This window comes from Frigoribacterium sp. UYMn621, from assembly GCF_040549525.1.
Classification (GTDB): Bacteria; Actinomycetota; Actinomycetes; order Actinomycetales; family Microbacteriaceae; genus Lacisediminihabitans.
The window spans coordinates 283,688-304,644 of the sequence record NZ_JBEPTM010000002.1; the positions used below are offsets into that span (position 1 = coordinate 283,688).

The 20,957-nt window shown below is 66.8% G+C and carries 20 protein-coding genes; 8 read left to right on the top strand and 12 right to left on the bottom strand.

The genetic code is table 11. The features are described 5' to 3' along the window. The first annotated feature begins 31 nt into the window (after positions 1-31). From ABIB54_RS05415 to ABIB54_RS05425, 3 genes are read left to right on the top strand one after another with little or no spacing between them, the layout of a single operon-like run. The gene (locus ABIB54_RS05415; protein ID WP_354574487.1) at positions 32-4,633 is read left to right on the top strand and encodes an ATP-dependent helicase; all 4,602 of its coding nucleotides are present in this window, start codon (positions 32-34) and stop codon (positions 4,631-4,633) included. A gap of 33 nt (positions 4,634-4,666) precedes the next feature. Further along, on the top strand, positions 4,667-5,443 hold the full coding sequence (locus ABIB54_RS05420) for a DNA-formamidopyrimidine glycosylase family protein (RefSeq protein WP_354574488.1): 777 nt from the start codon (positions 4,667-4,669) through the stop codon (positions 5,441-5,443). Between the two features lie 55 nt (positions 5,444-5,498). Continuing rightward, entirely contained in the window at positions 5,499-6,065 is a 567-nt protein-coding gene (locus tag ABIB54_RS05425; protein ID WP_354574489.1) for a hypothetical protein, read from the top strand. Positions 6,066-6,071: 6 nt separating this feature from the next. Here the strand turns inward: ABIB54_RS05425 and ABIB54_RS05430 are convergent, their stop codons facing one another. Next, entirely contained in the window at positions 6,072-6,527 is a 456-nt protein-coding gene (locus ABIB54_RS05430; RefSeq protein WP_354574490.1) for a hypothetical protein, read from the bottom strand. 148 nt (positions 6,528-6,675) lie between these two features. Between ABIB54_RS05430 and ABIB54_RS05435 the strand changes: the two genes are divergently transcribed. Both ABIB54_RS05435 and ABIB54_RS05440 read left to right on the top strand, forming a co-directional pair. Then, positions 6,676-7,464: a hypothetical protein gene (locus ABIB54_RS05435; protein WP_354574491.1), complete on the top strand. Its 789-nt coding sequence runs from the start codon at positions 6,676-6,678 to the stop codon at positions 7,462-7,464. A gap of 44 nt (positions 7,465-7,508) precedes the next feature. Then, the gene (locus ABIB54_RS05440) at positions 7,509-8,138 is read left to right on the top strand and encodes a DedA family protein (protein ID WP_354574492.1); all 630 of its coding nucleotides are present in this window, start codon (positions 7,509-7,511) and stop codon (positions 8,136-8,138) included. A gap of 6 nt (positions 8,139-8,144) precedes the next feature. On the opposite strand, the gene ABIB54_RS05445 is transcribed toward ABIB54_RS05440, so the two are convergent. Then, positions 8,145-8,489, bottom strand: coding sequence for a hypothetical protein (locus ABIB54_RS05445; protein WP_354574493.1), 345 nt, complete (start codon positions 8,487-8,489; stop codon positions 8,145-8,147). A 25-nt stretch (positions 8,490-8,514) separates the two neighbouring features. After that, on the bottom strand, positions 8,515-9,156 hold the full coding sequence (locus ABIB54_RS05450; RefSeq protein WP_354574494.1) for a LysR family substrate-binding domain-containing protein: 642 nt from the start codon (positions 9,154-9,156) through the stop codon (positions 8,515-8,517). Positions 9,157-9,224: 68 nt separating this feature from the next. Here ABIB54_RS05450 and ABIB54_RS05455 point away from each other — a divergent pair, with 68 nt between their 5' ends. Then, positions 9,225-9,635: a DUF5997 family protein gene (locus tag ABIB54_RS05455; protein WP_354574495.1), complete on the top strand. Its 411-nt coding sequence runs from the start codon at positions 9,225-9,227 to the stop codon at positions 9,633-9,635. A gap of 80 nt (positions 9,636-9,715) precedes the next feature. Here ABIB54_RS05455 and ABIB54_RS05460 read toward each other — a convergent pair whose 3' ends face one another. After that, positions 9,716-10,372 carry a response regulator transcription factor gene (locus ABIB54_RS05460; protein ID WP_354574496.1) on the bottom strand — a complete coding sequence of 219 codons (657 nt, stop codon included), beginning with the start codon at positions 10,370-10,372 and terminating at the stop codon, positions 9,716-9,718. 221 nt (positions 10,373-10,593) lie between these two features. On the opposite strand from ABIB54_RS05460, the gene ABIB54_RS05465 reads away from it, so the two are divergent. Then, positions 10,594-11,139: a hypothetical protein gene (locus ABIB54_RS05465; protein WP_354574497.1), complete on the top strand. Its 546-nt coding sequence runs from the start codon at positions 10,594-10,596 to the stop codon at positions 11,137-11,139. 355 nt (positions 11,140-11,494) lie between these two features. Here the strand turns inward: ABIB54_RS05465 and ABIB54_RS05470 are convergent, their stop codons facing one another. From ABIB54_RS05470 to ABIB54_RS05490, 5 genes are all read right to left on the bottom strand, one after another. Next, the gene (locus ABIB54_RS05470; protein WP_354574498.1) at positions 11,495-12,151 is read right to left on the bottom strand and encodes a response regulator transcription factor; all 657 of its coding nucleotides are present in this window, start codon (positions 12,149-12,151) and stop codon (positions 11,495-11,497) included. Continuing rightward, complete coding sequence (locus ABIB54_RS05475; protein ID WP_354574499.1) at positions 12,148-13,626, bottom strand: sensor histidine kinase; 1,479 nt, start codon at positions 13,624-13,626, stop codon at positions 12,148-12,150. The genes ABIB54_RS05470 and ABIB54_RS05475 overlap by 4 nt, the downstream gene beginning before the upstream one ends. Positions 13,627-13,686: 60 nt before the next feature. After that, positions 13,687-15,219, bottom strand: coding sequence for an FAD-binding oxidoreductase (locus ABIB54_RS05480; RefSeq protein WP_354574500.1), 1,533 nt, complete (start codon positions 15,217-15,219; stop codon positions 13,687-13,689). Between the two features lie 75 nt (positions 15,220-15,294). Beyond that, positions 15,295-15,939, bottom strand: coding sequence for an alpha/beta hydrolase (locus tag ABIB54_RS05485; protein WP_354574501.1), 645 nt, complete (start codon positions 15,937-15,939; stop codon positions 15,295-15,297). Between the two features lie 4 nt (positions 15,940-15,943). Continuing rightward, positions 15,944-16,921: a ring-cleaving dioxygenase gene (locus ABIB54_RS05490; protein ID WP_354574502.1), complete on the bottom strand. Its 978-nt coding sequence runs from the start codon at positions 16,919-16,921 to the stop codon at positions 15,944-15,946. A 309-nt stretch (positions 16,922-17,230) separates the two neighbouring features. On the opposite strand from ABIB54_RS05490, the gene ABIB54_RS05495 reads away from it, so the two are divergent. After that, positions 17,231-17,506 carry a DUF4342 domain-containing protein gene (locus ABIB54_RS05495; RefSeq protein ID WP_354574503.1) on the top strand — a complete coding sequence of 92 codons (276 nt, stop codon included), beginning with the start codon at positions 17,231-17,233 and terminating at the stop codon, positions 17,504-17,506. A 99-nt stretch (positions 17,507-17,605) separates the two neighbouring features. Here the strand turns inward: ABIB54_RS05495 and heR are convergent, their stop codons facing one another. From heR to ABIB54_RS05510, 3 genes are all read right to left on the bottom strand, one after another. Further along, entirely contained in the window at positions 17,606-18,412 is an 807-nt protein-coding gene (gene heR / locus ABIB54_RS05500) for a heliorhodopsin HeR (RefSeq protein ID WP_354574504.1), read from the bottom strand. A gap of 101 nt (positions 18,413-18,513) precedes the next feature. Further along, positions 18,514-19,203 carry a Rossmann-fold NAD(P)-binding domain-containing protein gene (locus ABIB54_RS05505; RefSeq protein WP_354574505.1) on the bottom strand — a complete coding sequence of 230 codons (690 nt, stop codon included), beginning with the start codon at positions 19,201-19,203 and terminating at the stop codon, positions 18,514-18,516. 205 nt (positions 19,204-19,408) lie between these two features. Next, the gene (locus tag ABIB54_RS05510) at positions 19,409-20,935 is read right to left on the bottom strand and encodes an MFS transporter (RefSeq protein ID WP_354574506.1); all 1,527 of its coding nucleotides are present in this window, start codon (positions 20,933-20,935) and stop codon (positions 19,409-19,411) included. Between the last annotated feature and the right edge of the window lie 22 nt (positions 20,936-20,957).

Genomic DNA, 20,957 nt, shown 5'->3' on the forward strand with positions numbered 1-20,957 from the left:
AACTGTCAGCGGGTTCGGGGAGGATAGGAGCATGAGCGATGTGCTCGGGCGATTCTCCCCGGCGACCCGAGACTGGTTCTCGGGGGCGTTCCCCGCGCCCACTCCGGCGCAGTTGGGTGCCTGGGAGGCGATCACCGCCGGCGCCAATGCCCTCGTCGTGGCACCGACCGGGTCGGGAAAGACCCTCGCGGCGTTCCTGTGGGCCATCGACCGTCTGGCCACGACACCGGCTCCGGATGACCGCAACCTCCGCACCCGAGTTCTCTACATCTCCCCGCTCAAGGCCCTCGCGGTGGACGTCGAGCGCAACCTTCGAGCCCCGCTCGTGGGCGTCACTCAGACCGCGAAGCGACTGGGGATGTCCCCTCCCGAGGTGACCGTCGGCGTGCGGTCCGGCGACACCACCTCCGGTGATCGCCGGTTGTTGCAACGCCTGCCCCCGGACATCCTGATCACGACCCCCGAGTCCCTCTACCTCATGCTCACCGCGTCGGCCCGGGAGACCCTCAAGGGCGTGGAGACGGTGATCATCGACGAGGTTCATGCCGTCGCCTCGACCAAGCGCGGCGCCCACCTCGCTCTGTCGCTCGAACGACTCGACCTGCTGCTCGACAAGCCAGCCCAGCGGATCGGACTCTCCGCGACCGTGCGGCCGCGCGAAGAGGTGGCACGATTCCTCGCCGGCGGCGCGCCCGTCACCATCGTCGCTCCCCCCTCGACGAAGAAGTTCGACCTGAGCGTGGTCGTGCCGGTCGAGGACATGACCGAACTCGGCACGGCTCCGGCGGTGCGGGAGGGCTCAGCGGCGGCATCGACCGAGGCAGTGCAGGGGTCGATCTGGCCGCACGTCGAGGAGCAGATCGTCGATCGCATTCTCGAGCACCGGTCCACGATCGTCTTCGCGAATTCCCGTCGGCTCGCCGAGCGACTGACCGCGCGGCTCAATGAGATCTACACGCTCCGCACGGAGGAGAGTGAGCTGGAGAGCGCCGGTGTCTCCGCTGGTCGAGTAGCGAGCGCCAGCGAGCGTGTCGAGACCCGGACCGCGGGTCTCGACACGGGCGCAGGGCGCCCCGCTCGACCGGCAGAGCTGCTGGCACGCGCGCACCACGGCTCGGTGTCGAAGGAGCAGCGCGCCCTCATCGAAGACGATCTCAAGTCCGGTCGCCTGCGCTGCGTGGTCGCGACGAGTTCCCTCGAACTCGGTATCGACATGGGGGAGGTGGACCTCGTGATCCAGGTCGAATCCCCGCCCAGTGTCGCGAGCGGCCTCCAGCGCGTCGGTCGTGCCGGCCACCAGGTCGGCGAGGTGTCGCGCGGCATCATCTTTCCCAAGCATCGGGCCGATCTCATCCACTCCGCGGTCGCCAGCGAGCGGATGTCCGCCGGTCTCATCGAGGCGATGCGCATCCCACAGAATCCCCTCGACGTGCTCGCCCAGCAAACGGTGGCCGCCGTGGCGCTCGACTCGCTCGATGTCGACGAGTGGTTCGACACCGTGCGCCGAAGCGCACCCTTCGCCGGCCTGCCGCGATCGGCCTTCGACGCGACGCTCGACCTGCTCAGCGGGCTGTATCCCTCCGACGAGTTCGCAGAACTGCGCCCCCGAATCGTCTGGGACCGTGTCGGCGGCACGATCACCGGTCGCCCCGGAGCCCAGCGTCTCGCGGTGACCTCTGGCGGCACGATCCCGGATCGTGGGCTGTTCGGGGTGTTCATGGTGGGCTCCGGCACCGGGGATCGGGCGCCCGCGCGAGTCGGCGAGCTCGACGAGGAGATGGTGTACGAATCCCGCGTCGGCGACGTCTTCGCCCTCGGGGCCACCAGTTGGCGCATCGAGGACATCACCCACGATCGCGTGATCGTAAGCCCCGCGTTCGGTCAACCGGGCAAGGTGCCGTTCTGGAAAGGTGACGGCATCGGTCGCCCCGCGGAACTCGGTCGCGCCATCGGGGAATTCACCCGGGTGATCGCGAACGGCTCGACGACGGATGCCCGAACCCGCGCCGTGCTCGGAGGACTCGACTACCGCGCGGTCAACAACCTCGTCGCGTTCATCGACGACCAGAAGAAGGCGACGGGCCAGGTGCCGAGTGACCGCACCCTCGTCGTCGAGCGATTCCGTGACGAGCTCGGCGACTGGCGCGTCATCCTCCATTCCCCTTACGGCATGCAAGTTCATGCGCCGTGGGCGCTGGCGATCGGAGCGCGCATCCGCGAGCGCTTCGGTCTCGATGGCGCGGCCATGGCAAGCGACGACGGAGTCATTCTGCGCATCCCCGATACGGAGAGCGAGCCACCCGGCGCGGAGCTCTTCGTTTTCGAGCCTGCCGAACTGCGCGACATCGTGACCGAGGAGGTGGGGGGATCGGCACTGTTCGCCTCCCGGTTCCGTGAGTGCGCAGCCCGGGCTCTTCTGTTGCCCCGCTACAACCCGGGACGGCGTTCCCCGCTCTGGCAGCAGCGCCAGCGGGCCTCACAGCTGCTGGATGTCGCGCGCAAGTACCCGAGCTTCCCCATCGTGCTCGAGGCGGTGAGAGAAGTGCTGCAGGACGTCTATGACCTCCCCGCGCTCACCGAGCTCGCCGAACAGATCGAAAGTCGGCGCATCCGGATCGTCGAGACGGAGACGGAGCAGGCATCGCCCTTCGCTCGTTCACTGTTGTTCGGCTATGTCGCGGCGTTCATGTACGAGGGCGATTCGCCCCTCGCCGAGCGCCGCGCCGCCGCCCTCTCGCTCGACCCGACACTGCTCGCCGAGCTACTGGGCCGCGCCGAGCTGCGTGAATTGCTCGACCCCGCGGTCATCGAGCAACTCGAGCTCGAGCTGCAGAGGCTCGCACCGGATCGGCGTGCCCACGACGCGGAGGGCATCGTGGACCTGCTGCGCATGCTCGGTCCGCTGACCGAAGCCGAGATCGTGCTGCGTCTCGACCCCGCGAGCGGACTGATCGGAACGACTCTCGACACGGCTCTGGCCAGCCTCGCCCGATCCAACCGGATCTGGCGCGCCGGCAGCGAACGCTGGGCGATCATCGAGGACGCTGCGCGCCTGCGCGATGCGCTCGGAACCCCCTTGCCCATCGGCATCCCCTCCGCCTTCATCGAGCCGGTGGATGACCCCCTCGGTGACCTGGTGAGTCGCTTCGCCCGCACCCACGCTCCGTTCACCGTCGCCGCCGTCGCCGACCGCCTCGGTCTCGGCACGGCCGTCGTTCTCAGCGCCCTTCGCACCCTCGCGAGCCAGCGGCGCGTGGTCGAGGGAGAGTTCAGGCCGGGCGCGACCGGCAGCGAGTGGTGCGATGTCGAGGTGCTTCGGCGGCTGCGCAGCCGGTCCCTCGCTGCCCTCCGCCACGAGGTCGAACCGGTGGATGCCGCGACTCTCGGGCGATTCCTGCCCTCATGGCAGCACATTGACGAGCCGCTGCGCGGGGTCGACGGCCTTGCCGCGGTGATCGACCAACTCGCCGGGGTCGCACTGCCGGCATCCGCCTGGGAGTCGCTGGTGCTTCCCGCTCGGGTGAGGGACTACTCGCCGGTGATGCTCGACGAGCTCACCGCATCGGGTGAGGTCATCTGGTCGGGGGGTGGCGCACTCGCCGGCAATGACGGCTGGCTGAGCCTGCACCTGGCCGACAGCGCGAGCCTCACCCTTCCGGAGCCCACCGGCGCCGAGACCACCGAATTGCAGCGCTCGATCCTCGCGAGCCTGACCGGCGGTGGCGCGTACTTCTTCCGCCAGCTCTCCAACGCCGTCGGAAGCACCGATGACTCGGCGCTGCTCGCCGCACTGTGGGATCTCGTCTGGTCGGGGCTGGTGACCAACGACACCCTCTCTCCCTTGCGCTCCTACCTCGGGGGCACGACGACGAAGGCTCGCGCGGTGCCACGGTCGCGCGCCTATCGCGGCCGGGCGCGGCCCAGCATGCCGAGTGTCGGCGGTCCACCGAGCGCCGCCGGGCGCTGGTCCCTGCTTCCACTTGCGGAACCGGATGCCACGGTGCGCGGCGTCGCGACCGCCGAGCTGTTGCTCGAGCGCTACGGCGTCGTCACCCGCGGTGCGGTGGTGAGCGAGGGCATTCGCGGCGGATTCTCCCTCGCTTACCGGGTGCTCAGCGGGTTCGAGGAGACCGGCCGTGCTCGCCGCGGCTATTTCGTCGAGGGGCTCGGTGCCGCCCAGTTCGCCACCGGGGCGACGGTCGACAGGCTGCGTTCGTTCGCCCGCGAACCCGACTCCGAGCGCGCACCCGTGGCCATCACGCTCGCCGCGACCGACCCGGCGAATGCCTACGGTGCCGCACTCGCCTGGCCGGCTGCCCCGGTCGTCGAGGGCGCAGAGGACTCCAAGCGCGGCCACCGCCCTGGGCGTAAGGCCGGTGCGCTGGTGGTGATCGTCGACGGGATGCTCACCCTGTATGTGGAGCGCGGGGGCAAGACGATGCTCACGTTCACGGAAGACCCCCGCGCAGTGGCGGCGGCGGCGCACTCGCTCGCCTCGGTCATCCGTCGCTCGGGTGGTCGGCTCAGGGTCGAGCGGGTGAACGGTGACTTCGTGATCGGCACGGGCCTCGGCGACGCTCTCGTCGACGCGGGTTTCAGCGCGACGCCGCAGGGACTCCGGTTGCGCGGATGACGACTTCGGCCATCCGGATGACAGGACACTGACGTGCCAGAGGGCGATACCGTCTACCGAACCGCGGTGAACCTGAATGCGGCGCTGGCTGGCGGTGAACTCAGCCGCTGCGACATCCGTGTGCCAGCCTTCGCGACGGTCGATCTCACCGGCGATGTGGTCGAGGGCGTGGTGAGTCGTGGCAAGCACCTCCTGATCAGGGTCGGCGAGCACAGCATCCACAGCCACCTCAAGATGGAGGGGTCGTGGCACGTCTACCGTCACGGCACGAAGTGGCGTCGGCCCGCATGGCAGGCGCGGGCCGTGCTCGCCACCGCTGACTGGGTCGCCGTGGGCTTCGAGCTCGGTACTCTCGACGTGGTGGCTCGCGACGACGAAGCGAGCGTCGTCGGCTATCTCGGGCCCGATCTGCTCGGAGCGGACTGGAACGCGGATGAGGCGCTCCTTCGCCTCACCGCCGACCCTGCCCGCGCGGTCGGCCTCGCCCTCCTCGACCAGCGCGTCATGGCCGGACTCGGCAACGTCTACCGCAACGAGCTCTGCTTTCTCAGCGGCGCCCTTCCCACCCGGCCTGTCGGCGATATCGAGAATCCCGCGAAGCTTGTGGCCCTGGCCCACCGGCTCATCGACGCCAACAAAGACCGGGTAGATCGCACCACGACCGGCTCGCTGCGCGGGGAGACCGACTGGGTCTATCGCCGCGAGGGCAAGCCCTGCCTGCGCTGCGGAACCCGAATCGAGCACGGGGAACTCGGCGAAACGTCACTGCAGCTGCGGGACACCTATTGGTGCCCGAACTGTCAGAAGTGACATGATCTCATGACACCACTAAGGTAAGGAAATCATCACTTCCTTGGGGGGAACCATGTCCATGTCTTTCACGCCGCCATCAGAGGCGGCACCAGTGCCGGTGCCAGAGAACGTGGTGAGGGGCGGAATGTTCGCCGCGGTCGCCGTGCCGCTCGGGATCGTGCTCTGGGTGGTCATCTGGAGCATCGGATTCGTCTCCGCGATCGTCGCCTTCGCGGTGGCCGCTTTCGCCGCCTGGCTCTACCGCAAGGGCTCGGGCGGGCTGGTCTCGCGGGTCGGGGCCCTGGTCATCGCCGGGATCGTGCTCGTGACGATCCTGCTCAGCTTCTACTTCGGCCTCGTGTCCGACTACGCGAAGTTCGCCGGCGAGCAACTCGGACTCAACCCCTTCGCCGCGGTGCTCGATCCGCTGTTCTGGCCCAACTTCTCCGCGGACTTCGGCCTGCTGCTGAACGCCAACCTGCTCAACCTGCTCATCGCCCTCGCACTCGGGACGCTCGGAGCGTTCAGCGTGATCCGCAAGGCGTACCGCAGCTCGAGCATTCCCGCCCCGGTTGCACCGGCCCCGGCTGCAACCGCTCCCGTCGTTCCGCCCGTCACGAACCCGGCGGAATCGAGCTAGACCGAGTCAGCGCCGTCGGGCCGCCAGCACGAACAGGGTCGCTGTCGCCGTCGCGAGCCCCAGGATCACCAGGAGCGGCGCGGCGATCGTGTACACGAGCACCAGGTTGTAATCGAAGGCACTGCCGCCACCGGTGGTGTTCAGCCGATCCATCCGGTCCGCGATGTAGCGGACGGTCAGCACTCCCGCGGCGACGAACGCGACGCTGAGGGCCCAGAGGCCGGCGAGGTAGGGGTCGAAGCGTCGCGCGGGGGGCGCCGTCGCGTCGTCAGACAGTTGCGCGGGCATCGCCTCCGAGACCGGAGCCGCCGCTACCGGGGGGAGCGGATGCTCCACCAGCTCCGGCACCGGGGCGCGCTCGGGGACGACCGGCGGGCTTTCGTGAACGGCGGGGTCGTAGCCGGGCTGGAAGGCGGGGTTGAAGCGGGGGTCGAACCTGCCGCCCGTGGAGGTGTCCGTCATGGTGACATCGATCCTAGGCTCCCGGCAATCCGGAGGGTCTGAATTTCAGGACTTAAGACCCGAAGGGCATCGAACCGAAGATGTTAGGGTTGCCTAAGTTGGGCCCGTTGAAACGCGCTGGCTCTCTTAACGAAGGGGTTCATTTCAGATGAGCTACGTCAAGTCCGCCCTCCTCGACGAAAAGGGCTACGTCATCCTCGATGCGTACGACCAGGCCGCCGATCCCCAGGAGTGGATGGATCTCGAGTACGTCGACTGGAAGTCCTCCGGCGTCACCCGGTTCGCCCCCCTCGCCAGTGCCTTCGGCGACATCGAGGTCAACGGATTCTGGAATCACACCCCTCCGCGCACCGACAAGGACGGCGTCTGGATCGATTCCCAGGTCGCGAAGGCCCCCCGTCTCACCGCCAGGGCCACCGAGCCCGGCGCCAACGTCGGCCGATGCCGCGTGATCGAACTGCAGCCCAACGTCTATTCCGACACCCTCTACAACCTCCACCAGGACGACAACAACCGGCTCAATCCGGATGGCTCCGGGTGGATCGTTCGCGGATTCTTCAACCTCAGCGACGACCCCGAATCATTCATGACACTGCGTGAGGACCGTTTCGACCCCACCAACGAGGTGCGGATCGCGCTGCCCGCTGGTGCCCAGATCATCGTCGACACCCAGCGCTTCTGGCACGCGGTGTGGCACAAGGGACCGGAGCCGCGGTACTGCCTCATCACCTCCTGGGAGTCCGGCCCGCAACTCGATGCCTACATCGAGAAACACCACGGGACCAACGCACACGAGAATCCCCATCTCGCGCCCGAGGTGATCGCGTCAGCCCAGTCCGACGTGCAGCGCCGCCTCGCCGAACGCGCCGCTGCTCTCGCCGAGCGCGGCGCGAGTGCGAGCCAGAGCGACGACGTTCCGCACGACCCAGAGGCCTGACACCCCTCTTCCCCCTACCGACGGCGATCACTGAAGGACACCGGATGCTCCGACTCGCCGCTCTCGACGGCCAGGTCTCGAGTTGGCTCGACCTGTTCGGGCCGATTGTCTTCTACCTGATCGTCTGGGGGCTCGTCTTCGCGGGCACCGGGCTCTTCGTCGGCGTCTTCATCCCCTTCATCACCGGGGATTCCCTGCTCTTCGCCGCGGGCATCCTCTCCGCCGGCCACGGCGGAATCAATATCTGGGTGCTGGCCGTCGGCGTGGGCATCGCCGCTTTCCTCGGTGACCAGGTGGGATTCCTCCTCGGCCGCCACTACGGACGGCCCTACCTCGACCGGCGCACCGGCGCCTGGGTTCAGCGCAGCATCCGACGCGCAGAGAAGTTCTATACCGACCTCGGCTGGTGGGCGGTGGTCGTGGGGCGTTTCATCCCGTGGGGGCGAGTGCTCGTGCCACCGATCGCCGGAATCGCCCGCATGGACTACCTCAAATTCGTCGCGGCGAACCTGGTCGGCGCGCTGGTCTGGGGTGTCCTTCTCACGGTGACCGGCTACTTCGCCGCGAGCATCCCCGCGGTCAAGTCTGCCGCCTACGTGATCGGTGGAGCTTTCATCCTCGGAGCGATCATCGCCGGGATCCTGTCATGGCGGCGCAATCGCGCCGCGGTCTGAAAAGGCCTAACCCAGGGCGTGCGGCAGCAATGCCACGGCGACGAACGCGGCCGAGAGGATGCCCGTGATCACCACCGCGATGCCCAGCCGGGTGAGCTCCGGATTGCGCCAGGCGATGAGTGCGCCGGCCAGCAGGGTGAGGGCGGCAACCAGCACACTGGGGTAGAACGTGAAGTAACTGAGCACCGCACCGGCGTCGCCGATCAGACCGATCTTCGGGTCGACGGCGGACAGGACGACGGCCAGCGCGGTGAACCCCAGATCTACCGCCGCCAGGATGGCGAGGGCCAGAACCAGCCCGGTCGCGATTTTCGCGATCGGGATTCGTCGCCGGGCGGAGAGTGCTGTCACACCGCCATGCTAGCCATCGGCTGGCTCATCGCCCCCGGGGCTTGCGGGGGCGGCCGCGTTGTGCGGTCCGAGGCTTGATCGGCACGACCTTGCGTGGCTTTTCCGTCTTGGGAGTGGGGACCGCCCGGGAACTGGCGGCGGTGCGGCCCCGCACGATTCCGACGAATTCCTCCACCTCGCGAGTCGCGCGCTCCTCGAGCCAGGCGATCGCGATCCTCGTGACCTCGGCATCCGAAACGGGCCGCGCCACCACGTCTTTGCGGGCATGGAGTCGGGCGATCGACTGCGGAAGGATCACGATGCCTCCCCCGGCTGCCACGAGTTCGACGGCATCCTCCGCCGGGAGCGTGTCGGCGACCCTTTCCTCCCCCGCGAGGTCGGCGAGAAGGACACTGTCGACGTCGACGAGCGGATGCTCCTTCGGCAGGATCACGACGGGCACCTCGTCGTAGAGGGGGATGACACTTAGGCCCTGCCGGTCGATGGGAAGCCGCACGAAACTCACATCGGCACGGCCCTCGTGCAATGCCGTCACCTGGTTCGCGGCATCCGTCGGCAGAAAGGCGAGGGGGATGCGACGCTGCCGCTCCTGCCAGGCACGAGTCCAGCGGGTGAGCGTGACACCCGCCGCGAAGGCGATGGTGAAGGCAGCGGGAACCTCGTCCATGAGCTTCTCCCTCGGTTCCGCGGCATCCCGGGCTGAGCGCCGCAGGGGTCTCAGGCTACGCTGGGCGCATGACCCCGGCGAAATCCCCCCAGACAATGAAACCCGCGACGGCGGCCCAGAAACTCGGAATCTACCTCCCGGCGACGCCCGAATCCTTCCAGGCCGAACCCGTCTCCCGGGAGCAGCTCAACCAGATGATCGCCGATCCGCCGGAATGGCTGGTCGAGCTGCGCAAGTCGGGCCCGCACCCGCGCCCGGTGGTCGCGCATAAGCTCGGCGTCTCCAATGCCGGTCTCGCCCGCGGCGAAGTCACCGAGCCGCTCACCACAGAAGAGATCTCTACTCTTCTTCAGCAGCCCCCGGCCTGGCTGGTGCGCGAACGCGCGACCCACGCCGAGGTAAATGAGGAGAATGCCCGCGTGAAGGCGGTCAAGGCCTATAAGCGCTCACAGCGTGAAGAGGCGCCCGGACGCGCCTGAGAGCGCGGAGGCGAAGCCCGGATGACGCATCCGTGGCGCGGTTCGTCTCTCCGAATCTGCCGGACTCCGCCCTTGCGCCGTCAGCGCAGGCGGTAACCCATGCCGCGTACGGTCTCGATCGAATCCGCACCGAGCTTGCCGCGCAAGTACCCGACATAGACCTCGACCACGTTGGATCCGGGATCGAAGTCGTAGCCCCACACCCGGCTGAGGATCTGCTCGCGGCTGAGCACCTCGTCGGGGTGAGCCAGGAATTCCTCGGCGAGGGCGAATTCGCGTGCCGAAAGGTCCACGCTCTGCTCACCGACCTGGGCACGGCGGGTCTTCAGGTCGAGACTGAGTGATCCGCGGCGCAGTGATCCCGACCCGCCATTTGCCGTATCCCGTAGTCTCACGCGAACTCGCGCGAGGAGCTCTTCGAACTTGAATGGCTTCGCCAGGAAGTCGTTGGCCCCGCTGTCCAGGCTCAGAACGGTGTCGTTCACAGAGTGACGAGCGGTGAGCATGATCACCGGAGTTGTGGCGTCCGTCAGCCGAAGGCGACGCAGCACTTCGAAACCGTCGAGAGACGGGAGCCCGATGTCGAGGAGCACGAGGGAGAAGGCACCGGATTCGGCTTCGGCCAGCGCCTCGGCGCCGTCGGTCCTCACGATGCACGAGTAACCCTCCGCAGTGAGTCCCCGGCGAAGAAAATCAGAGATGCGCGGCTCGTCTTCGGCGATCAGTATGTGGCTCACTGTGGGTAGTCCTCCGGTCGATAGCGCGCACCCCCACTGTGCGCGCACGGGCTCCGATTGCCCGGCGGCGCGCCAACGGAGGGCTTCCCCCTTATCAATCGGCCGACAGGGGCGCCTCCGTTAGCGGATGTCGCGATGTCTTCTCGACTCAATCGTGCGCGACATGCTGAGACTTCTCTTATGTTCCAGCGCGGAGACGCGGCTTCGGTCACACTGGGCGAATGAAACATCCTCTCCTGCTGGCTGGGCTCTGCGCGACAGGCGCGGTGGCTGTGCTCTCAGGGGTTGCCATCGCGGCGTTCGCCACGCCCGCGACCACCCAGGCTTCGACGCTTCGCGAGGTCGCACCGCTCATCGTGCCTCTCGACCATCATCCCGCCGCGTTCGCCCCCTCGCCGATGGCCGCAGCGGCCGGCGACGGAGAGCTCATCGTGGTCACGGTACCTGGTGCTCGGCCCGTGGAGGATGCGTCAGAGACGGTTCACTCGCCGGCACAGCCCGCTACGGCCGCATCCACTCACTCCCGGATTGGTGCCCACCCAGATTCCGGCGACCCCTCTTCGTCGGGCTCCGCCAAGCCGGATGGCCCGGTGGTGCCCTCCGCCGGGACCGGCATGGCTCCCTCTTCCGAGGCAGGCGAGGGGAAGTCGGCTGGGCCGGAGAAGGCACCGAAGCCGCCCAAGGGCGAGACCGTGACAAGTCCCGGGAGGAGTGCTCACGGCGACGGCGTGTCGACACACTCGAAGCCCGCGAAACCGGGCACATAGGCTGCACGGCCAGGTTTCATTCCGCTCGGCCACGCATCCGGTCATCCCGCACGACCGCCGCTGCGGCGACGGGTGTCGAGATAAGAGTTCTCTCATCCCCATCTTGGATATTCCGCTCACTCGACCCGGATGATTACTACTAGGGGGAATTCCATCAGGGACTTCCAGGCGGGGGACTGCTTGCACAGTGGGAAAGCGATCACTTTCGGGTAGTGATCATCAGCTCGACTCTTAGGGAGGGTCGGGTGAGACCCACTGGGACAGCCAGTCTTCTTCTGTTCCGCTCTCCACCGGTTCGGGTCCGAGGAAAGCGCGAACATCGCTAGTGCCCGGTCCATCACGGACCGGGCACTTCCTAGTTAAGGCGATAGCCCGCTCCACGGACCGTCTCGATGAGGTCGGGTCCGAGCTTCGAACGCAACGAGGCGATCACGGCTCCGACCGCCTTCGCCGACGAGTCCGACCCCCTCCCCCAGGCTCGGTCGAAGAGCTGGGTCGGGGTGAGCACCTGCGCGGGGTGTTGGAAGAACTCCACCGCGAGGGCGAACTCTCTCGCCGAGAGATCGATGGCAGTCTCGCCGATGAATGCCCGACGTGACACCGAGTTCAGACGCACCCGCCCCCTGCATAGTTCGAGCGACGGGTCGGCGGGGCGTTCGCGCAGCCGCAGCCGCACTCGGGCGAGCAACTCATCGAATTTGAACGGCTTCGTGATGTAGTCGTTCGCTCCACGATCAAGACCCTTCACGATGTCGGTCGCACTCTGGCGCGCGGTGAGCATGATCACGGGAAGCACCGGATGGGTGCGTCGAAGCTCCTCGAGCACCGTGAAGCCGTCCAGCTCCGGCAGACCGACGTCTAGCAGCACCAGGTCGAACTGGCCAGACTGGGCCTGATGGAGAGCATCCGCACCGTCGCTCACGACAGTGCACAGGAAGCCGGCGGCGCGAAGACCCCTCTGCACGAATGCGGATATCCGCACCTCGTCTTCGGCGAGAAGCACACGGGTCACGGCACGGCCTCAGGAGCGGGCGTTTCCCGGTGGTACGGGAGCACGATAGAGAAGCGTGTCGCCCCCGGAGCCGAGACGAAGCCGACGCTGCCTCCCTGGGACTCCGCGATGGCTTTCACGATCGGCAAGCCGAGCCCCGACCCGGAAATGCCGCGTCCCGTGTCCACCCGACCGAACCGGGCGAAGATCCGGTCTGCGGCCTCCGGCAGGATCCCATAGCCCTGGTCGGCGACCCACAGTTCGATGTCGTCGGGGTGACCGGTCGAGCCGAGCTCGATGCGCGATCCGAGCGGTGAATATTTCGCGGCGTTGTCGACCAACTGAAGCCAGGCCTGCGTGATGCGGGCAGGGTCGAGGGCAGCAGTCGCGTCGGTGATGTCAGCGAGAGCCCACTCATGCCCGGCAAGGATCGAGGCCTTCGCGAAGACGTGGCGGGTGAGTGACGCGACGTCGACGGGCACGAGATCCGGATCGGCGCGCTGGGACTCCGCGAGGAGAGCGAGGTCTTCGACCAGCTCGGTCACCCGGTCGAGTTCTTCGATGGCCAGCGTTCGTGTGGCGTCGACCTCCGCCGGATCGTAGGCGTTCAGGATCTCCAGGTGCCCACGCACGATCGTCACCGGGGTGTGCAGCTCGTGACGCACATCGTCGAGCAACTGTCGCTGATCCGTCATTGCGCGGTCCAGTCGATCGAGCATCAGGTTGACGGTACGCGTGAGCGAGGAGAGGTCGTCGTGCCCGACGATCGGGATCCGCTCGCTTCGATTGGTCGAGGTCACCCGGGCCGCCGCGAGGCGCAGCGTGCGGATGGGGTTCAGCAGCCGTCCGGCGATGAACCAGGCCGAAGACCCGATCAGGATCATCGCTGCGGCGATGACCCCCCAGAAGGTGGCGAATGTCGACGACAACTCCCCCGACTGCGCGTCGACGTCGACCGCTGCGACGTAGATCCCCCGGTCAGGGTTGCCCGACACGCTCACCGGCGTCGCCACATAACGGACCGGGCCGAAGGAGGAGGGAACGGTACCCAGATGGGTCTTGCCGTCGGCGACCTCGCGAACGACACGGGGCACCAGGCCCGCGACCGACTGCAACCGGAAGTCGGTGGGCACTCCCGGAACGAATCTCGCCCTCCCATCGAGCACGCCGAGGGAGCTCTGGTGCCGGTTGGGGAGCACGCGCCCGATCACCGCCTGGAGCGCGTCGGCACCCGAGTGGAATGGCTCCGGCACGGCGCCGTTAGCGTTGCCGGGGTCCGTGCTGTTCGAGGCGCCGAGCACCACGAGGCGTGCAGCATCGATGTCGGCCAGAAGCGAGGCATCCACGGACGCGAGCATCCGTTGCCGCTGAATGAGGAAAGTCGCAGCACCTCCCGCGGCCATGCCGAGGGCGGAGACGAGGACGAGCGCGACCACGAGGCGCGCACGCACAGACCTGAACGGCCAGCGCAACCGGCGTCCCCCGAGACGATTCACCTCCCCAGTATGTCGGTGTCCGCCTCCCGCGCACGGCGGCACTCCGCGCGGCCCACCCCGCTACCAGGGCTGCGGCTGGGTGAAGAGTCCCTGGGGATCGTACCGGCGGGCGATTCTCTCCAGCCGCTCGGCGTTCGCCCCGAAATAGGAGGCGCTGGGATCGGCGATGTCGGCGTCGGCGTAATTGACATAGGCCGCGGTGCCCCACTGGGGTATGAGAGCGGTGCGGAATCCCCGCACCCAGCGCGACGGAGGATCGGCGTCCGTGCCGTCGGTGAAGGTGGCCGTGTACTGGACGGTCATCAGCGCATCCCGGTGCGGGAAGGCGGTGGCGTCGGCCGCGATGCCCTGCACCGCGCCGCCGAGCGCATCAAGTGAGATGCCACCCTCGATCATCCCGGGCACGGACTTCGCGCTCATCACCGTGTCGATCACGGTTTGGATGCCCACCGCATCCAGCTTCGTCGTTGGCACGTGCGAGGTGCCGGCGAAGGACTCGCGGGTGAGGATGCCCCCCGATCCTGTGGTGCAGGCCGAGGCAGGAGAAGATCCACATCCCGCGTAGATCATCATTGCGTCCCGGTAGTCGTGGGTGGAGGAACCCCGGGACTTCGGTGCGCCAGCCTCGGCGAGAAAGGGCTGAAGCTGGCCGGAGAGTTCACTCGGATCACCGATCCAGGTGCCGGAGACGAACACTCCGGGTTCCGTGGGGTACCTCGCGCCGTTGAGCAGCTTGAGGGTCGACCACAGCTTGGGGTCCGCGGTGGGAGCCCAGTCCTGCCAAGCCCGGATCACCGCGGCGGCCTCCGCGAAGTGCCAGCCGAGGCTGAACATCGTCACATCGGGCGCCGGCCGGGTCGCGAAGGTGAGTGCCGTGACGACGCCGAGGTGGCCACCCCCTCCGCCGCGGCTCGCCCAGTAGAGGTCAGGGTCGGTCGAGGCGTCGGCCGAATGCACCCTGCCATCCGCCGTGACGATCTCGACACCGACGAGGGAATCGCAGGTGAGGCCGTAGGCCCGCACCAGCACCCCCACACCCCCGCCCAGGGTGAGCCCGGCGATGCCGACGGTGGCGCAGGACCCTCCCGCGATGGCCCGGCCCTTCGACCCGATCGCGTCGTAGAGGGCGGCGAGAGAAGCACCGGCGCCCACCCGCACCGTGTTGTCGGCGGCGATCTCGACCTGCGCCATCCGCCGGGTGTCGATCACCAGGGACGGTTTCACACCGGTGCCGGGTGCACCGCCGGCGGAATAGCCGGGGTAGCTGTGGCCGCCTGAGCGAAGGGCGATGGGCACGCGATAGCGCGCGGCGAATGCGATCGCCACCGCGACATCCGATGCCGTCTGTGCCGAGAGCACCGCCAATGGACGCGCGGTATCCCAGCGCGGGTTCTCGGTGAGCCTCACGGTGTCGTAGGTCGCGTCACCCGGCCGGGAGAGGGTGCCGCCGACACTGCCGGCGAGCGCCGCCCAGTCCGGTGGTCCCCCCGCGGATGCGCTCGGCGAAGGAGTGGGAGCCACCGGAGCGCAGCCGGACGCGACGAGGCCGACCCCCGCCAGCGCGAAGAGGTGCCGTCGAGAGACTGTGCCCATCATCCCATCGTAGACACGGTTCAGTTCGGGGCAGCAGGATCACCGTGCCGTCGAGCGAGCGGGATTCGGCGAGAGTCAGAGCCGAGCCGCCTCCGCCTCGAGCCAATCCCGTGCCGTCTGCAGTTCATCCTCCGTCACGCCGTGCCCGCCGGCGCGGGTGCGGCGATCAACGGTGGCGCCCCTCCGACGAAGCTGCTCCTCCAGCCGGGCGACGCTCGGCTGCGGGGCCATCGGATCGTCTTGCCCATTGAGAAGCAGTGCCGCCAGCCCGCTGACGCCCGTGGGGAGATCTCGGTCTGCATAGGGATACATTCCGGAGAACGCCACTACTCCGGCCAGCAACTCGGGATGACGTGTGGCCAACGCCAGCGCCATGTTGGCCCCATTGGAGAAGCCGACGGCGAACAACCGGCGGCCGCCCAGGCCATAGGTCTCCTGTGCGTGAAGAACGAAATCGGCGAGGCGATCCGCTTGCAGTTCCACATCGTCCACGTCGAAGACCCCTTCGCCCAGGCGTCGAAACCACCGCGCGTGCGGCCCCTCCACGACGAGCCCCCGGGGGGCGAGCACGGCAGCATCGTCCTTCAGCTGTCGGGCGAAGTCCGCCATGGAGTCCTCGGAGCCCCCGGTGCCATGAAGCGCGAGCAGTACCGGAGCCTGCGGGCCACCGCCCGGGAGGAATACGTGCGGCCGATCGAATGAGGCCTCGTCCCGTGTCATCGGACTAGGCCTGCGGAGCGGCGAACGAAGGGTTGTTCTCCTCGGGCACCGTGATCTTGGCGACCGAGCGCTCGATCATCTCGCGGGACGGCTCGAGCCACGGCGGCAGCTTGAGACCACGACCGAGTTCGAGAAGGGGCTCATCGATGTCGAAGCCGGGGGTGTCCGTGGCGATCTCGAAGAGCACTCCGCCCGGCTCGCGGAAGTAGATCGAGGTGAAGTACTGCCGATCGAGCACCTGGGTGACCTGGAGGCCACGGTCCAGCAGCTCGTCCCGCCATTGGAGTTGTGCCGCGGCATCCGGCGCGCGGAACGCGATGTGGTGCACTGTGCCACCGGCGGTCAGCCCGACCGGCGCGGAACTGTCTGCGACGACATCCACGATTCCGCCGGCAGCGCCCTCTCCAGCCGCGAATCGGAATCGACCCGGGGTCTCCGAGATGAGTTTCAGCCCGAGATCGTGGGTGAGCACGCTGACGGTGCCAGCTGGATCTGCGACGGTCAACACCGACGAGTGCTGTCCGCGAATGGCGTATTCGGCGGGGACGGATGCCGAGTCCCAGGGATCCCGCGGATCGGCGATCGACGACGCGACGAGGTCGAGCTGAAGCCCGTCGGGGTCGCGGAGCGAGAGCCGCTCCTCGTCGGGGCTCACCTCCACCGCCGAGGACTCGATGCCGAGGTCTGAGAAGTGGCGCTTCCACCAACCGATGCTGCCCTGTGGCACGGAGAACGCGGTGGTCGTCGACTGCCCGCTGCCGATGGTGCCCTGGGGCACCCCGTTCCAGGGGAAGAAGGTCATCAGGCTCCCCGGGCTTCCGGCGGTGTCACCGTAGTACAGGTGATAGGTCTTCGAGTCGTCGAAGTTGACGGTCTTCTTGACGAGGCGCAGCCCCATCCCCCTGATATAGAAATCGATGTTCTTCTGGGGATTGCCACCGATAGCGGTGACGTGGTGTAGGCCCGATGTGATTGAGCTCATGGGATGGATTCCTTCCGCCGTGATTGATATACATGCAAACACATAGATTGGAAATCTATTCCCTCACGCCCCGTCCGGCGCGAGGACGATGTCGAACCGGGCAGAGGTCCAGGTCGGGCCGTCGAGAGCAGGCCGTCGGGAGTCGGGCGGGGCAACGGGACGGATCAGATTCCGAGCCTCCGGTGCCGGCGATTCTTGCGCGGGGTGCGAGACTGCACACCAGCCCGGGACCTTCGCCCCTGGCGATTGTCCGTCGGGGATTGTTGGATAGGAGTCACCAGTCCAATCAATGCAGAACGGAACATCACCATGAGCACCCAGAACGGCACGGAACCGACAGAAGAACCCTTCGCCGAGAAGCTGCGCGTGAAGGGCGAGGCGATGGTCGCCAAGGTCAGGGAGCTGCTCCACGAGGGCAATGTGCGGCGGATCACCGTGAAAGACGGCGCGGGTCACACCGTGATGGAGATCCCGGTGAATGCGGGGGTCGTCGCCGCGGTTGTGGCACCGGTGCTGGTGGCCGTCGCCGCCATAGCGGCCCTCGCCAGCGATTGGCAGATCGAGGTCTATCGGTCGGGCGTGTAGACCGTCGGTCCGCCAACAGCACGCCTCACGAGGAAAAGCGCGGTGGGCGCGGATAGTCCCACTTCGCTCACCTATCGGTTTCGCGGGGAAGGTTTCTTCTCACGAGAAGAGTGACACCGCGAAGATCTGCCAAGCCAGTAGTGACTTCGCCGCGAGACTGAGAACCAGGTAGGTTTTTTCACCGAAAGCGTAGTTGCGCCACGGTCCGACCTGCCGATACTGCAGCCACTGGTTCAACCCGAAGCAGAAGAAGAAGACGCCCTGCACAATCAGGATTATGTACAGCGATGCCGGCAGGTTTTCGTCCTTCAGTAGCGAAATGTTGACGGCCATTGCGATCCACGGCGTCAGCCCGACGAGGGCACCGAACCAGAACGGGAGCATGGTGGTGATGGTGCGTCCGGGCGGGTTCATTTTCTCCTGCAGCCACCCAAACAGAATCATTGCGACGTTGGCGCCGGCGATAGCGATGAGGGCGTTGATGGTGACGATGCCCCAGTACATGCTGATCACGATCACCATGATCGTTGCGCTGATGGAGTACTCGAGCCAACGGAACCGGTTGATCCCGTGCGTGAGGTCGCGCTCATAAATTCTTCGACCGAAGGATGCCGTGAGGAAGTGATCCAGACCGGCTAGACCGAGAAACAGGGCGATGGCCCATCCGATTCTCAAATCGAACAGGTTCGAGGTTGTCAGCCCGATAGTCCCCGGTCGACCCGCGGTGTACGCGCTCAGCACAGGGATCGCGAAGTTGTTGGCCAGGATGAGCATCGCAGCGGCCTGCCCGAGATGCAGGATGGTGAGGCCGATGTTCCAGCGACGCAGGGTGCTGAGCCGTTGAGGCGTTACTCCGGTCGAAATCGGCGGCGGGTTTTCGGTGATCGTGTTGGCGGGTGTGGACATTGCTGTTCTCCTTGATTTCATCGGACGTCGTCGTACATGCGGTGGGTGAGCGCATCCGTCCGCGAGACTTCGAACGGCAAACCGGATCTCTCGTGCGTCGGCTAGGCGAGGATCTCCGCCGACATCGTCTGCGCCGCCTGGACTACCCGCTCGAGGTTGTCATTGGCGAGAAGCCAGGGATTGGGTTCGATGGGCTGGGCGTTCCGGTTGAACAGGGAACCTGACCGGTCTTCCAGCTCCGGATGCACCAGAAGAGGGATCACTTTCTTGGCGTAGGTATCCGGGCTCTGAAACAGCAGGCCAATCAGTGCCTGTTGGGCTCGCAGCTTCATTGACGACTGCCCCAGCACTCCGGACATGATGTTGGTACTGATGATGCCCGGGTTCATCCCGAAGACGGAGACGTCCGGGAACCGGGCAGCCGTATCGTGCACCAGAGCCTCGTTGAACACGACGGTGTTGCTGTGGGCCGTCTGCCAGCGGTAGTCCCGGCTGGAGTCGATGTTCGTGAAGTCGAGCTCACGTTCGCCGCCCGGGAAGCCCCAGACAAAGAGGCGCGGCTTCTGCCCCGCCGTCGGTCTTTCGCGGCCCACCCGTGGGGCCAGTTCGCGCAGGATGACCCACCGGCTCATCGCACTTGTCGCGAGATCCTTCTCTAGCCCTTCAGCGGTGACCTCGCGGGTTTGGCCAGCGTAGATTCCATGGGTGAGTAGCACCGCGTCGAAGGATTCGGCCGCGAGGTCGCGGGCAGCGGCGCGTGCGCTGATCAGGGACGACAGGTCGACGGGCACAAATGATCGTCGCGGGTGGGGCGGCTCCTTGAGAGTCCTTCCCAACACGGTGACCTCGGCCCCGTTGTCAAGCAAGGACTCGGCGATGGCTCTGCCAAGGCCGCCGGTCCCGCCAAAGATCGCCACCCGAAAGCCCAGATAGGCCCCGGCTCGGATGCCAGCGTTCCCGGCCTCCAGTCCTTTCGCACGTTCCCAAAGGAGGACATCAGGCAGTCTCACTTTCTGTGGTCTTCGCAGGCATGCTGGCGGTGGGCGCGGCATCCATCTGCGTACTGCTGCGCATCGCGTCTGCGCCTCTTCCGAGGATGAAAAGCCACAGGACTCCCATCCCGAGCAAGATCGCCGAGCTGACCTGGAAAGCACTGGAGAACCCGGCGATGAGCGCATCGGGGGTCGGTCGGGCAAGAGAATGGTCGGTGAGGTAGGTGGTCGTGACAGATGCGGCAATCGTGTTGAGCGCCGCGATTCCGATCGTGCCGCCGATCTGCTGGCTGGTGTTGAGGGTCGCCGAGGCGATTCCGCTGTCATTGTTCGCAACGCCGAAAAGCGCCGTGGACGACAGCGGAACGAAGATCAGGCCGAAGCCGAGGCTCGCGACGATCATGTAGGGGAGCACCGCCGACGCGTACGCGCTCGTCGGTGTCAGCTGAGCGAATCCCAGCATTGCTCCCGACATCATGATGAAGCCGGTGAAGGTCACAAAGCGCGGTCCGAATCTCGGAAGCAGTCGACTCGCGACGGTGGCGCTGACGACCACTCCCGCCGAGAACGGGAGAAATGCCAAGCCCGACTGAAGCGGAGTGAACTTCACAATGAGTTGAAGGAAATACGACAAGAACAAGAAGAACGACAGCCCCGCGGTGCCGACGAAGAACGCCGCGAGATACGCGCCCCCACGCACCCGGTCCTTCACGATGCGAAGGGGCAGCATGGGGTAGGCGACGCGAGCCTGAATGACTACGAAGGCGACGAGCAGACCGGCGGCGAGTGCGAGGAAACCGATCGTCGTCGCGCTGCCCCACCCGGCACTCTCGGCTTGGGTGATCCCGTAGACGAGCGAGAAGAGTCCAGCGGTGACCGTTATCGCACCCGGGATGTCGTAGCGCGCCCGCCCGGCGTTTCGGGACTCCTGAACGAAGAGCAGCGCGAGTACCACCGCGACGACGGCAATCGGCACGTTCACGAGAAGGCACCAGCGCCAGTTCGCGTATTCGGTGAGAACACCGCCGAGAATCAGGCCAATCGCTGCCCCGCCGCCAGCTATGGCGCCGTAGACGCCGAAGGCACGCGCCCGTTCCTTCGTGTCGGTAAAGGTCACGCTGATGAGTGAGAGTGCGGCCGGCGCGAGCATGGCAGCGAACAGGCCCTGCAGCCCACGTGAGGCGAATAGGGTTCCCGCGTTCGGGGCGAGGCCTCCGAGCGCGGATGCGATGACGAAGCCGATGAGTCCCACCACGAACATCCGCTTGCGTCCCGCATAGTCGGCGATGCGACCGCCGAGCAAGAGGAGGCTGCCGAACGCGAGGGTGTATGCGGTGACAACCCACTGACGATCCGTGTCGGAGATGCTCAGGTCAGTCTGGATCGAGGGCAGGGCGATGTTCACGATCGAACCGTCAAGAACGACCATGAGCTGCGCCAACGCGATGACGACGAGCGCACGCCACCGGAACGGATTAGGGGCCAGATCCGACGGATCATCGGTGCCGACCTCGGTTGCGCTGGCGGACATGCGACCCTCTCCATAAATTCAA